General features: G+C 64.7%; 12 protein-coding genes. 5 read left to right on the top strand and 7 right to left on the bottom strand.

What is annotated here, in order from left to right:
* Window positions 1-46: 46 nt before the first annotated feature.
* From FNB15_RS04715 to FNB15_RS04705, 3 genes are read right to left on the bottom strand one after another with little or no spacing between them, the layout of a single operon-like run.
* A complete protein-coding gene (locus tag FNB15_RS04715; RefSeq protein WP_144067601.1) occupies window positions 47-1,480 on the bottom strand; it encodes an efflux transporter outer membrane subunit in 1,434 nt (477 codons plus the stop codon).
* 4 nt (window positions 1,481-1,484) lie between these two features.
* Complete coding sequence (locus FNB15_RS04710) at window positions 1,485-3,479, bottom strand: MacB family efflux pump subunit (RefSeq protein ID WP_185973819.1); 1,995 nt, start codon at window positions 3,477-3,479, stop codon at window positions 1,485-1,487.
* Between the two features lie 31 nt (window positions 3,480-3,510).
* On the bottom strand, window positions 3,511-4,656 hold the full coding sequence (locus tag FNB15_RS04705) for an efflux RND transporter periplasmic adaptor subunit (protein WP_246068790.1): 1,146 nt from the start codon (window positions 4,654-4,656) through the stop codon (window positions 3,511-3,513).
* Between the two features lie 207 nt (window positions 4,657-4,863).
* Between FNB15_RS04705 and FNB15_RS04700 the strand changes: the two genes are divergently transcribed.
* Window positions 4,864-5,757, top strand: coding sequence for an RNA polymerase sigma-70 factor (locus FNB15_RS04700; RefSeq protein WP_185973713.1), 894 nt, complete (start codon window positions 4,864-4,866; stop codon window positions 5,755-5,757).
* Between the two features lie 3 nt (window positions 5,758-5,760).
* Here the strand turns inward: FNB15_RS04700 and FNB15_RS04695 are convergent, their stop codons facing one another.
* Both FNB15_RS04695 and FNB15_RS04690 read right to left on the bottom strand, forming a co-directional pair.
* Complete coding sequence (locus FNB15_RS04695) at window positions 5,761-5,976, bottom strand: hypothetical protein (RefSeq protein ID WP_144067597.1); 216 nt, start codon at window positions 5,974-5,976, stop codon at window positions 5,761-5,763.
* Between the two features lie 221 nt (window positions 5,977-6,197).
* Window positions 6,198-7,421: an argininosuccinate synthase gene (locus tag FNB15_RS04690; RefSeq protein ID WP_144067596.1), complete on the bottom strand. Its 1,224-nt coding sequence runs from the start codon at window positions 7,419-7,421 to the stop codon at window positions 6,198-6,200.
* A gap of 181 nt (window positions 7,422-7,602) precedes the next feature.
* Here FNB15_RS04690 and FNB15_RS04685 point away from each other — a divergent pair, with 181 nt between their 5' ends.
* Genes FNB15_RS04685 through FNB15_RS04675 form a run of 3 tightly spaced genes read left to right on the top strand, consistent with a single transcriptional unit; the run spans window position 7,603 to window position 9,278 of the window.
* Window positions 7,603-8,277 carry a hypothetical protein gene (locus FNB15_RS04685; RefSeq protein ID WP_144067595.1) on the top strand — a complete coding sequence of 225 codons (675 nt, stop codon included), beginning with the start codon at window positions 7,603-7,605 and terminating at the stop codon, window positions 8,275-8,277.
* Between the two features lie 8 nt (window positions 8,278-8,285).
* Window positions 8,286-8,771, top strand: a complete 486-nt coding sequence (locus tag FNB15_RS04680; protein ID WP_144067594.1) for a hypothetical protein — start codon at window positions 8,286-8,288, stop codon at window positions 8,769-8,771.
* Between the two features lie 9 nt (window positions 8,772-8,780).
* The gene (locus tag FNB15_RS04675; protein WP_144067593.1) at window positions 8,781-9,278 is read left to right on the top strand and encodes a DUF2846 domain-containing protein; all 498 of its coding nucleotides are present in this window, start codon (window positions 8,781-8,783) and stop codon (window positions 9,276-9,278) included.
* A gap of 52 nt (window positions 9,279-9,330) precedes the next feature.
* Here FNB15_RS04675 and FNB15_RS04670 read toward each other — a convergent pair whose 3' ends face one another.
* Complete coding sequence (locus FNB15_RS04670) at window positions 9,331-9,549, bottom strand: succinate dehydrogenase assembly factor 4 (RefSeq protein WP_144067592.1); 219 nt, start codon at window positions 9,547-9,549, stop codon at window positions 9,331-9,333.
* A gap of 119 nt (window positions 9,550-9,668) precedes the next feature.
* On the opposite strand from FNB15_RS04670, the gene htpX reads away from it, so the two are divergent.
* Window positions 9,669-10,649 carry a zinc metalloprotease HtpX gene (htpX, locus tag FNB15_RS04665; protein ID WP_144067591.1) on the top strand — a complete coding sequence of 327 codons (981 nt, stop codon included), beginning with the start codon at window positions 9,669-9,671 and terminating at the stop codon, window positions 10,647-10,649.
* Window positions 10,650-10,732: 83 nt separating this feature from the next.
* Here the strand turns inward: htpX and FNB15_RS04660 are convergent, their stop codons facing one another.
* Entirely contained in the window at window positions 10,733-12,472 is a 1,740-nt protein-coding gene (locus tag FNB15_RS04660; RefSeq protein ID WP_144067590.1) for an ABC transporter ATP-binding protein/permease, read from the bottom strand.
* Between the last annotated feature and the right edge of the window lie 15 nt (window positions 12,473-12,487).

The raw sequence follows: 12,487 nt of genomic DNA, 5'->3' as shown, positions 1-12,487 counted from the left end.
AATCCAGTGTTTATTCCGGCTTACTCCACAGGGAGTATATGCAGACTCACTGCAGCGTGCTGCCGTCCCAGCCGCCGCCGAGCGCCCGATAGAGACTGACATTGGCGCTGTAGCGGCCAAGGGCGGCCTGCACCATCGTGTCGTTGGCCGAGAAGACCGAGCGCTGCGCATCCAGCAGATCGAGGAAGCCGACCGTGCCGGCGCGATAGCGCGCTTCTACGATGCGGTAGGCATCGTTAGCCTGGTTGAAGGCTTCAGACGCAAAGCCGTATTGCCGGCCGGTATTCACCGTGGCTCCGAGTGCGTCTTCGGTATCGCGGAAGGCGGTGAGGATGCTGGCGCGATAGGTTTCTTCCAGTTCCAGCTTCTGGGCGCGCGACAGCTGCTCGCCGCCTTCCAGGCGACCGCCCTGGAAGATCGGCGCGGTCAGCGAGGCGGCCACCGAATAGATCATGGTGCCGGGATCGAACAGCATGCCGGTGCTGCCGGCCTGCGTGCCGATGCGGCCGGTCAGGTCCAGACTGGGGAAACGCGCGGCACGCGCGGCGCCCACATCGAAGTTGGCGGCGCGCAGATCGGCTTCGGCCTTGCGGATATCGGGCCGGCGCAGCAGCAGCTCGGACGGCAAACCGGCGGTGACCGGCGGCAGCGCGATGGCGGTCAGCGTATTGCCCTGCACGACAAAGCCCTGCGGCGGACGGCCAAGCAGGAGCGCCAGCGCATCCAGCGTGGTGCGCTCGTTCTGCTCCAGGCCCGCGAGTGTGGCGCGCTGGGTCGCGACATTGCTGCGTTGCTGGGCCACTTCGTAATCGGTGATGGCGCCGTTGGCGCGCTGGGTCTCCAGCAGATCGAGAATGCCCTGCGCCAGGCCGAGCGTTTCATTGGCGAGGCGAATGCGGTCGCGCAGCGACAGCAGCTGGAAATAGGTGCTGGCGATATCGGAATAGAGCGTGATCGCCACGGTCTCGCGATTGTAGCGACTGGATTCAAGGCGCGTGAGCGCTGCATCGGCCGAGGCATCGTTGCCGCCGAACAGGTCGACCTGGTAGCCGGCGGTGAGATTGCCGCTGAAGCTGTTGCGGATGATGTCGCCGCGATTGCCGCCGGTCGTGGTGGTGGTGCCGCTGCTGCTCAGCGACTGGCGGCCCTGGCGCGTGCGGCTGGCGCCGGCATCGGCGCCCAGCGTGGGATAGAGGTCGGCGCCGGCGATCTTGGCCTGCGCCTCCGACTGGCGGATGCGGGCGACGGCGACACGCAGGTCAGTGTTGTTGGCCTGTGCCTCGGCGATCAGGCGGTTCAGCTCGGCCGAGCCGAAGCCGGTCCACCAGTTCGAGTCGGGCCATACATTCAGCGCATCCTGCCGGCTGTCCCAGGCCTGCGGTGTTTCCACCGTCGGCTTGAAATAGTCAGGCACCATCGAGCAGGCGCTGACGGTCATCATCAGGACGGCGGCAGCCGTCAAACGGATCGGGGAGGTCATAGGATTATTCCGCAGCGAGGGCGACGACAGGGTCGAGATCGGCGGCCTTGCGCGCCGGCAGATAGCCGAACAGCAGGCCGGTGGCGAAGGCGCAGAAGAAGGCGAGCAGCACCGGTTCCGCCGAGAAGATCACCGGCCGGCCGAAATAGCTGAACAGCCAGGTGACGCTGAGGCCGAGGGCGACACCGATCAGGCCGCCCAGAGTGCAAATGGCCAGCGCTTCGGAGTTGAACTGCATCATGATGTTCAGCCGGCGCGCACCGGTGGCCATGCGCACGCCGATCTCGCGGGTGCGCTCGGTCACGCTGACCAGCATGATATTCATGACGCCGATGCCGCCGACCAGCAGCGAGATGGCGGCAATCGAACCGAGCAGGATGGTGAGGGTGTTCTGGGTTTCCATGGCGGTTTCGATGATCGAGGCCATGTTGCGGATCTGGAAATCCTCGGCACGATGGCGCGCGATCAGAAGCTGGCGTATCTCTTCCTGCGTGTCATTGATCCGGGTCACGTCCTGCACCTGGACTGTGATGGTGCGCACATAGCGCTGGCCGAAAAGTCGCAGCATGCCGGTGCTGAGCGGCACATAGATGATGTCGTCCTGGTCGGCGCCCCAGGGCGTCGCGCCCTTGGGCGTCATCACGCCGATCACCTGGAAGGGGATGTTGTTCAGCAGGACATAGCGCCCGATCGGATCGACGCCTTCAAACAGGTTGTTCACCACCGTCTGGCCGATCACCGCCACCGGCAGATACGACTTCACGTCGCTTTCCGAAAAGAATATCCCCTCCGCCACCGGCCATTCGCGTGCCACGGGGAAGGGCGCCGTGGTGGCATTCACCTGCGTGACATAGTCGCGCGCGCCGGTGCGCACCGTGACATTGCCGGTATACTCCGGCACGGCGGCAAGAATGTTGCCCACCTCGGCCGAGATCGCGTCGGCATCCGCAGCGGTCAGCGTCGCCGTCACGCCGCCGGACTGGCGGATGTTGGGCGCGCCAGGCCGCACCAGCAGAAGATTGGTGCCCATGGCGGTGATGCGGTCCAGCACCGATTGCTTGGCACCGTCGCCGATCGCCAGCATCGCCACGACGGAGGCCACGCCGATGATGATGCCCAGCAGGGTCAGCAGGGTACGCAGCAGGTTGCTGCGCAACGCCTGCAGCGCCATGCGGCCGGCTTCCAGCACGTCGAAGGGCGCGAAGCCGGTCTTGCGATTGCGTTCGGGGCGTTTCGGCTGTGCCGGCGAAGGGATGGGTTCCGCATGTTCGCCATGATGCTCAACCGGGCGGTCGGAAACGATGTTGCCGTCCTTGAGCTCGATGATGCGGTTGGCCTGCGCCGCCACGTCATGGTCGTGCGTGATCAGCAGGATCGTGTGGCCCTGCGCGTTGAGGTCGTGCAGCAGCCGCATCACCTCTTCGCCGCTCTTGCTGTCCAGTGCGCCGGTCGGCTCGTCGGCCAGGATCACGGCGCCGCCATTCATCAGGGCGCGGGCAATCGACACGCGCTGCTGCTGGCCGCCGGACAGCTGCGTCGGCTTGTGATCCAGCCGATCGGCCAGGCCGAGCTGGGTCAGCAGGGCTTCAGCCCTTTTCACCCGTTCGCCATGCGGCAGACCGGCATAGACCGCCGGCATTTCCACATTGGCGGTAGCGCTCTCGGTCGGCAGCAGGTTGTATTGCTGGAAGATGAAGCCAAACGCCTCGCGGCGCAGCAGCGCCCGGCCATCGGCATCCAGCGCCGCCACTTCGCTGCCGTCGAAGCGGTAGCTGCCGGTGGTCGGGCGATCCAGCAGCCCGATCAGGTTCATCAGCGTCGATTTGCCCGAACCCGACGCGCCCATGATGGCGACGAATTCGCCGGCCTGGATCTCCAGCGAAATGCCATGCAGCACTTCCACCGCCAGCGTGCCGCGGTAGAAGGTCTTGCGTATATCGCGTAGCGAGATGATCGGCGCCGGATCGACCGATGTCGTCTTGTCAGTGCCTGGGAGCATCACGTTCATGCTGCTCGTGCCTCAGTGGCGGTTACAGACGCGGCGGGCGCGCGGCAGCGCCCTGCGCGGGTCGAGCATTGGCCATGTCGATCACCACCTCGTCGCCGGGCTTCAGACCGGTGGCGACAGCGGCATTGACGCGGTTGCTGGCGGCGACATCCACCACGCGGCGCACCGGCTCGCCATTCTCGATCACGCGCAAGGCATAACGGTTTTTACCCTGCGGCAGGGGACGCAGTGCTGCCATCGGCACCACCGGCAGGTTCTCGGCTTTCGAGATGACGAAGAAGACCTGCGCGCTCATCTGGGTCAGCAAATCCTTGTCGGGATTAGCGACATCGAACAGCGCCGAATACAGCACCACGTTGTTCACCACTTCCGGCGTCGGCAGAATCTGGCGCAGTTTGCCTTCGCGGCGTTTGTCGGGCTGCCCCAGCGTGGTGAAATAGGCGGTCATGCCCAGGTTGAGCTTCGGCACATCGGCTTCCGAGACCTGGGTCTTCACCGTCATAGTGTCGAGATCGGCGATGCGGAGCACGATGGGTGCGGACTGGTTGGCATTCAGCGTCTGGCCCTGGCGCGCGGTGATATCCACCACCGTGCCGGTCATCGGCGCATAGATCTTAGTGTAGCTCAGACTCGCCTGGTCGGATTTCAGCGTCGACTCGCCCTGCTGGATCTGCGCGTCCAGTACGGCGATCTGCGCCTGCAGCGAACGGCGGCCGGCTTCGGCGCTGTCATAGGCATCCTGGCTGGTGGCACGGCCGGCCAGCAGGTTTTTCTGCCGCTCGAACTGCCGTTCGGCCAGGCCGAGCTGCACCTGCTTGTCGGTCTTCTGCGCGCGCAACGCCTGCAGGTTCGCGATGTCAGCCGAAACACGCGCCTCGTAGATGGTGGGATCGATCTGCGCCAGGAGCTGGCCCTGTTCCACGCGCTGGCCGAAATCGACATTGATCGTGCGCAGCTGGCCCGAGACCTGGGTGCCGACATCGACATAGTTCAGCGGCTGCAGCACGCCGACGGCGGAGACCGTGTCTTCCACATCGCCCAGCGTCACAGTCTGGGTGCGGAAGCTGGGCTTGGTGTCGGCGCGGGCCGACCACAGCCACCAGGCGCCGCCACTGATCAGGGCGAGGGCGACGAGCGAGGACAGGACAAGAGGTGTGCGTTTCATCATCTGGGTTCTGGGCCGTTTCCTGACTCTCACGCAAGCGCCGTCTGATTCCTGCGCCCCGGCAGGTGCAGGGCGGGCGCGGGCCGGCAGGCTTCCCGGGCCCGATGTTATCTTACAATATACTGGTATTGTTAAGCTTTCCCGGATGGTGTCACAGGCTGGCCGGCCTGGCCGTCTGGGCTGCAGGATCGCAGAACAGGGATATCAGACGTGGACGCCGGTACAGAGGTCTTCGAAAAGCACCGCCGCCGCCTGTTCGGCCTGTCCTACCGCATGCTGGGCAGCGTGGGCGATGCCGAGGATGCCGTGCAGGATACCTATCTGCGCTGGCACAAGACCGATCGCAGCGTGATCCAGACCCCGGAGGCCTGGCTGGTCACCGCCTGCACCCGCATCTGCATCGACCGCCTGCGCGCTGCCAAGCTGGAGCGCGAAAACTACCCCGGCACCTGGCTGCCGGAACCTCTCGTCGAACTGGAAGTCTCGCCGCTGCCCAATGCCGAAGACGCGCATGAGATGGCCGACGATCTGTCGATGGCGATGCTGATGGTGATGGAGCGCCTGACACCGGCCGAACGCGCCGCCTATCTGCTGCGTGAGGCTTTCGATTACGACTATCCGCAGATCGCTCTGGCCCTGAAGAAATCCGAAGCGGCCTGCCGCCAGCTGGTCAGCCGGGCGCAGAAGCATCTGAAGGATGCGCGGCCGCGGTTTGAAGCCGATGAGGCGGCGGCGCGCACTCTGGCGAAGAAATTCGCTGCCGCCACCAAGGCCGGCGATGCCGCGCTGTTCGCAGGCCTGCTGGCCGAGGATGCAATGCTGTGGAGCGATGGCGGCGGCAAGGCCGCTGCGGCGATCAACGTGATCCATGGTGCCGACAAGATCACGCGCTTCTTTGTCGGCATCGCCGGCAAGGTGCCCAGGGATGTGCGGCGCGTCTTCGCGGTCATCAACGGCCAGCCGGGCTGGATCCTGTTCGACGGCGAGACGCCCTATCTGGCGCTGGTGCTGGATATTGTGGGCGAGTCCTTGCGCAACGTGTTCATCGTGCGCAATCCCGACAAGCTGGCACGCCTCCGGGCTTATGCCCCACAGGCAAAGTAGAAATCAGACGTAGATATCGACGTGGCGGCCGAGTTTGCCGCGCATGGCGCGCAGCACTTCAGCAAAGGTGCGACGCTTCTTGGGCTGTTGCGCCGCGCGCTCCGCATCGCCCAGTCGCAGGGCGCGTTGCCACAGCCGCTCTTCCATATAGCGTTCGGTGGCGCGGGTGGTGCGCTTGTAGGCGGTGACCGGGGCCACGCGGGTGATGGTCGTCATCATGGCAAGTCTCCTGTCTTCTACGGGAGCAGGCCGGGAGATGATGAAGGCACCGGCGCTGCGGCCCCTTTTCAGGGTCGTGCCAGTAAAAAGTAGTGGCGAATCACGCAGTTGGGTTGCGACCAGTCTGTGGCCGGGCGTGACAAGATCGCGACAGGACAGAAAAAAGGCGGGCTGAAAAGCCCGCCTTTCCGATGAATTCCGGTGTCAGCGAAGCTGTGCCGTTACGACTGCTTCTGCCGGTTCAGCAGACGCAGGCGCAGCGCATTCAGCTTGATGAAGCCCTGCGCGTCCTTCTGGTCATAGACCGAGTCGGCCTCGAAGGTGACGTGGCTCAACGAGTAGAGCGACTTGGGCGACTTGCGGCCGACCACGTTGACCGAGCCCTTGTAGAGCTTCAGGCGCACGGTGCCTTCGACATTCTCCTGGCTCTTGTCGATCAGCGCCTGCAGCATCTCGCGCTCGGGCGAGAACCAGAAGCCGTTATAGATCAGCTCGGCATAGCGTGGCATGATCTCGTCCTTCAGATGCGCCGCGCCGCGATCCAGCGTCACCTGCTCGATGCCGCGATGCGCCATATGCAGGATGGTGCCGCCCGGCGTTTCGTAGATGCCGCGGCTCTTCATGCCGACGAAACGGTTTTCCAGCAGATCGAGACGCCCGATGCCATGCTTGCCACCGAGTTCGTTCAGCTTGGTCAGCAAAGCGGCCGGCGACAGCGCCTGGCCGTTCACGGCGACGGCGTCACCCTTCCTGAATTCGATCTCGACATATTCCGGCGTATCCGGCGCCTTCTCGGGATCGACGGTGCGCGAATAGACGAAGTCGGGCGCTTCCACCCAGGGATCTTCCAGCACTTTGCCTTCGGCCGAGATATGCAGCAGGTTGGCATCGACCGAGAAGGGCGCTTCGCCGCGCTTGTCCTTGGCGATCGGGATCTGGTGCTTCTCGGCGAAGTCGATCAGCGCCGTGCGCGAATTCAGCTCCCATTCACGCCACGGCGCGATCACCTTGATGTCGGGCTTGAGCGCATAGTAGCCCAGCTCGAACCGCACCTGGTCGTTGCCCTTGCCGGTGGCGCCGTGGCAGACCGCGTCGGCGCCGACTTCGCGGGCGATCTCGATCTGGCGCTTGGCGATCAGCGGGCGGGCGATCGAGGTGCCGAGCAGATACAGGCCCTCATACATCGCATTGGCGCGGAACATCGGGAAGACGAAGTCGCGCACGAATTCCTCGCGCACGTCTTCGATGAAGATCTGCTTCACGCCGAACATCTCGGCCTTCTTGCGCGCCGGCTCCAGCTCTTCGCCCTGGCCCAGATCGGCGGTGAAGGTCACCACCTCGCAGTCATAAGTGGTCTGCAGCCATTTCAGGATGACGGAGGTATCCAGACCGCCGGAATAGGCGAGGACCACTTTCTTGACGCTGCCGCGCTTGCTGCCGCTCATCGGGCAAACTCCTTAACGATGCTTGGGAAAAAGCCGTGGAAAATCGGGGCCGGAGTATAGGCAAGCAGGGCAGCCGATCAATGGGGGAGACCCGTCCGAAGGCCATCTTGCCCGTCTGGCGGCTCTACTATAAGAGGAGAGTGGGTGGCAAAAGGGTACATACCGGGGGGTATATCTGAAAATGACCGCATATTCCTGGCGGCAGGCGGCTCTGGCTCTCCTGCTGGCGGCCGGCCTGGCCGGTTGCACCAAGCTGCATGTCGAACCCCTGCAGGCGACGCAGGTTTTCACGCCGCAAGACGAATGGGGCCTGGTGGTCATGGGGCTGGCGGCCGCGCAAAAGCCGCCGGCCAATACAAACTTTATGGCCATGTTCTGGCAACGCTACGACGTGGCCAGGCAGACGGTGATCCCGGCTCCAGCCAAGGATGTGCCGCTGGTTTTCAACCTGGCACGCGGTTTCCGTCATGATCAGACCGGCACCGACACGACGATACGCTATGGCGTGACACGGGTGCCGCCCGGCGACTATGTCGCGACGGACATCATGGTGCAGAAAATCGCCAACGAACGAACCATCCAGGAGCATTCGCGCACCTACGGCAACCAGGACAAGCCGGTCGCGGCGAATTTCCTCGCCAGCGACGACCAGCTGTCGGTGGCGGGCCGCGAGGTGCCGCGCATCACCGTGAAGCCCGGCGAGATCGTCTATGTCGGCGACTTCTCTATAGATGCCAACGTCTTCCCGGTGAAGATCGTCAGGATCGAGCAGAATCCCGCGCGCGCCAAGGAAGAGTTGGCCAAGCGACCGAACCTGCAGGGTGAGTTGCGCAGCGGTCTGCGGATGAAGGATTGAGGCGAACCATGCTGCGCATTCTTGCCACGCTGATCATCGTTTCTGTCATCAGTGGTTGCGCCGCCCGCGGCGTCCAGCTGAAGGATACGCCCGCCTTGCAGCCCCTCGCGCAAGGCCAGGCTCGCCTGTTCATTTATCGCGAGGCGATCACTGGCGGCATCCGCAGCGACATGGTGCGTCCGGATCTGCTGGTGAACGGCAGGCCGATCGGCGATATGCAGGCCGGTGCCGTGATCTTGCTGACGGTTCCTGCCGGCAGCTATCACGTGGAACTGGCGCCGCCGCCCGGCGGTCCGGGCTGGGCGGGTTACCGGCCGGTGGGCGAGGGGCAGCGTGTGGACGCGACAGCAGGCAGCGAAATCCATCTTAAGGTCATGATGACGCGGCTAGTGGTGGCGGGCAGTGACTTCGACATCCGCCTGATCGAACCTGGGACCGCCAGGGAAGAGATTCAGAGCAAGGTGCTACAACAGCGGTCGCTGCCGGCACCGTAAGGGGGATGGATGATGCGTACACTCGCTCTCGCGCTGACGGCGATGCTGCTTCTGGCCGGCTGCGCGGCCAGGGGCCCCACCCTGGCGGAAAAACCCGAAGCCCTCCCGCCGCTGGCGGAAGGGAAGGCACGGCTGTTCGTCTTCCGTGATGTGCAGCGGGGCGGTCTGAATGTGGATGTGCTGCGGCCCGAGATCCTGATCAACGACCAACCACTCGGCACCTCGGTTGCCGGTGGGCTGCATGTGCGGGATGTGCCGCCGGGCGCCCACACCCTCAAACTGGCGCCGCCCAACCTGTTCTCCGGCTACACGGTCGACAATGGCGTGACGGTCGATCTGAAAGCGGGCGACGTCGAATACGTCAAGGTCATGGCCACGCGGTTCAGCATGCAATGCTTCGGCGTCGGCTGCAGTTCCTCGACCAGTTTCGTCATTGGGCGCGCCGTCACCGTACCGGAGCGCGAGGCGGCGATGCATCGCGCACTGCTGTCGGTTGAAAGCAAATAAACCCGCCGGCCGGCCGCCGCATTTCCGGCTAAATCGGCCCCCAGATAGGGCCTCAGAAGTCCGAGACGATACCCTTGCGTTCCCAGTCGCCGTAGCGGGTCGGCTCAAGGCCCTTGGGGCCGTCTTCCTCGCCGGCCGCCTGGGTCAGCTTGATCGCCGGCTGGGCCGGCGCCAGCGGCTTGCCGGTTTTCGGATCAATCGGCCGGGTGTCGCTGGCATAGCCGTCCGGATTGAGGGCGGCATCTTTGGGCTGGTTCGGATCGTCGGCCATGGCGGGACCATCTTGCGGAGGGGTTTGGCGATATTACATATAGCGGTGCGGACCGGCTGAACAGCCAGAAAGGCTAACCTGGGCAGGTATAGAATCTGGCCGCAGAAAAGGGTTGAGAGATGAACTACTTCAAGACGGGTCTGCTGCTGGCCGCCATGACGGCGCTGTTCGGCGCGATCGGTTTTCTGATCGGCGGCGAGTCCGGCATGCTGATTGCGCTGGCGGTGGCCGCCGCGATGAACCTGTTCGCCTACTGGAACAGCGACAAGATGGTGCTGTCGATGTATGGCGCGCGCGAAGTGGATGCACAGAGCGCGCCGGAATTCTACGGCCTGGTGCAGCAGCTGGCGCAGCGCGCCGGCCTGCCGATGCCCAAGGTCTATGTCATCGACAACGACCAGCCCAATGCCTTCGCCACCGGCCGCAATCCGGAAAACGCCGCCGTGGCGGCCACCACCGGCCTGCTGCAGTCGCTCAGCCGCGAGGAAATCGCCGGCGTGATGGCGCATGAACTGGGCCATGTGAAAAACCGCGACACGCTGATCATGACGATCACCGCCACCCTGGCGGGCGCCATCGGCATGCTGGCGAATTTCGCCATGTTCTTCGGCGGGCGCAGCTCCGACGGCAACCGCAGCGGCCTTGGCATCATCGGCAGCCTCGCCGTGATGATCCTGGCGCCGGTCGCCGCCATGCTGGTGCAGATGGCGATCAGCCGCAGCCGCGAATACGAGGCCGACAAGGCCGGCGCCGAGATCAGCGGCAATCCGCAGGCGCTGGCCTCGGCTCTGCAGAGGATCAGCGGCACGGTCGAGCGTGTGCCCAATGCGCAGGCCGAGGGCAATCCGGCCACCGCGCATATGTTCATCATCAACCCGCTGCATGGCGGTGCGATGGACAGCCTGTTCTCGACGCATCCCAGCACCGAGAACCGTGTCGCCGCGCTGATGCAGCTGGCCGGTGGCATGCGCGGCGCGCAGCCGTCATACGCGGCGGCTGCGGCCTCGCCGATGCCGGTGCGCCCGGCGACGTCGTCAGGTGGTGGTTCGGTGCCGTCATCGGGCCGTGGTCGTCGCTTCAGCCCCTGGGGGCGCAGGTAATCGCCCATCGTCGCTCCCGCGAAGGCGGGAGCCCAGTCGTTCCACAGTCTGGATGCCCGCCTGCGCGGGCATGACGGTGTGGGTTAGCCCACCGCCACCAGTCTTGCCGGTTCGCCCGGTGCGCCGGCCTCCAGCATCCGCTTCTGAGCGTGAAACGCCTGCAGCGCCGGCTTGTGCCCGATGCTCAGGATCGCCGTCTGCGGCAATGCAGCACGCAGGGCGGCCAGCGCCTTCTGCTCGCTGGCCTCGTCCAGCGCTGCCGTCGCCTCATCCAGATAGAGCCAGCGCGGCTTTATCAGCAGGGCCCGCGCCAGCTGCACGCGCTGCTGCTCGCCGCCGCTGAGGCGCTGGTCCCAGGCCGCCTCTTCCTCCAGCTGCGGCTCCAGCTTGGCAAGGTCCAGCGCCGCCAGCGCCGCACGATAGTCGGCGTCGCTGAAGGCCGCCGGATCGCGCGGATACGACAATGCCGCGCGCAGACTGCCATGCGGCAGATACGGCTTCTGCGGCAGGAACAGGCTGGCCTCATCATCTGCGCGTTGCACGCCGCCCTGGCCGAAGGGCCAGAGCCCGGCGATGGCGCGCAGCAAGGTCGTCTTGCCCCTGCCCGAGCCGCCCTGCACCAGCAGGCTGTCGCCCGCAGTAAGCTGCAATCCATCGGCCTGCATCAGCGGCTTGCCGTCGGGCAGGTCGAGCTGCAGCCTGTCGATGCTCAGTGCCTCACCGTCTTTCGCGACCATCACCTGCGACTGCGCTGCGACATCGCGTGCGCGCTCCAAGCCGTTGCGGAAGGTGGTGAGGCGGTCGATCACCGCGCGCCATTCGGCGATCTCGGAATAGGCGTTGATGATATAGCTCAGCGCCTCCTGCACCTGGCCGAAGGCCGAGACGATCTGCATCAGGCCGCCGAGCTGGATGGCGCCGCTGAAATAGCGCGGCGCGCCGACCACGAAGGGGAAGATCAGCGCCAGCTGGCCATAACCCGAGGTGAACCAGGTCAGCTGCTTGGTCTTGCGCATCAGGTCGTAGAAATTGGAGAAGACCTGCGCGAAGCGCGCGCCCAAGCCCGCGCGTTCCACCGTTTCGCCCCGCTGGAAGGCGATGCCCTCGGCATGTTCGCGCACGCGCACCAGATGGAAGCGGAAATCGGCCTCCAGTTTCTGCTTGTCGAAATTGATCTGCACCAGCGGCCGGCCAATCAGATGCGTCAGCCAGGTGCCGGCGGCGGCATAGAAGAACGCGGCCCAGACCATGTAGCCCGGAATGCTGATCTCATGGCCGGCCAGCATGAAATCGAGCGGCCCTGACAGCGTCCAAAGGATGCTGAGAAAGGAGACCAGCGTGACGACAGCGTTGAGCAGGCCGAGCGTCAGCGTCAGCGAATAGGCCGGAAACAGCCGCAGGTCTTCCGAGATACGCTGGTCGGGGTTGTCGGTGTCCAGCCCCAGCATCTGCATGTGATAGTAGTTCTTGCCGCCGAGCCAGTCGTTCAGCCAGTGCTCGGTGAGCCAGCGACGCCAGCGGATCTGCAGCATCAGCTGCAGATACTGCTTGTAGACCGCGACAATGATGAAGGCGAAGGCAACGGCGGTGAAATACAGCAGCTGGATCTTGAAGGTGTCATAATCCTTGTCCTGCAGCGCCGTGTAGAAGGTGTTGTACCAGAAATTGAACCACACGCTGAGTCCGACACCAGCGAGGTTCAGGATGACGATGACGGTCAGCAGCAGCCAGGCGACGCGGCGTTCCTTCGGATCGCTGAAATAGGGTTTGGCCAGCATCCAGAAGGCCTGGAAGAAACTGGGGGCGGCAGCGGTCTGTGGCATGGAGATGTCCCGGGC

The sequence above is a fragment of the Ferrovibrio terrae genome (genome assembly GCF_007197755.1).
In the GTDB taxonomy this organism is placed as follows: domain Bacteria; phylum Pseudomonadota; class Alphaproteobacteria; order Ferrovibrionales; family Ferrovibrionaceae; genus Ferrovibrio; species Ferrovibrio terrae.
The sequence above is the reverse complement of the archived record's forward strand: the minus strand, read 5'-3'. Positions and strand labels throughout refer to the sequence as shown.

Bases quoted from the DNA above. Each gene is read 5' to 3' on its own strand.
- FNB15_RS04715 (WP_144067601.1), bottom strand. From the start codon at position 1,480: ATGACCTCCCCGATCCGTTTGACGGCTGCCGCCGTCCTGATGATGACC.
- FNB15_RS04710 (WP_185973819.1), bottom strand. From the start codon at position 3,479: ATGCTCCCAGGCACTGACAAGACGACATCGGTCGATCCGGCGCCGATC.
- FNB15_RS04705 (WP_246068790.1), bottom strand. From the start codon at position 4,656: ATGATGAAACGCACACCTCTTGTCCTGTCCTCGCTCGTCGCCCTCGCC.
- FNB15_RS04695 (WP_144067597.1), bottom strand. From the start codon at position 5,976: ATGATGACGACCATCACCCGCGTGGCCCCGGTCACCGCCTACAAGCGC.
- FNB15_RS04690 (WP_144067596.1), bottom strand. From the start codon at position 7,421: ATGAGCGGCAGCAAGCGCGGCAGCGTCAAGAAAGTGGTCCTCGCCTAT.
- FNB15_RS04685 (WP_144067595.1), top strand. From the start codon at position 7,603: ATGACCGCATATTCCTGGCGGCAGGCGGCTCTGGCTCTCCTGCTGGCG.
- FNB15_RS04680 (WP_144067594.1), top strand. From the start codon at position 8,286: ATGCTGCGCATTCTTGCCACGCTGATCATCGTTTCTGTCATCAGTGGT.
- FNB15_RS04675 (WP_144067593.1), top strand. From the start codon at position 8,781: ATGATGCGTACACTCGCTCTCGCGCTGACGGCGATGCTGCTTCTGGCC.
- FNB15_RS04670 (WP_144067592.1), bottom strand. From the start codon at position 9,549: ATGGCCGACGATCCGAACCAGCCCAAAGATGCCGCCCTCAATCCGGAC.
- htpX (WP_144067591.1), top strand. From the start codon at position 9,669: ATGAACTACTTCAAGACGGGTCTGCTGCTGGCCGCCATGACGGCGCTG.
- FNB15_RS04660 (WP_144067590.1), bottom strand. From the start codon at position 12,472: ATGCCACAGACCGCTGCCGCCCCCAGTTTCTTCCAGGCCTTCTGGATG.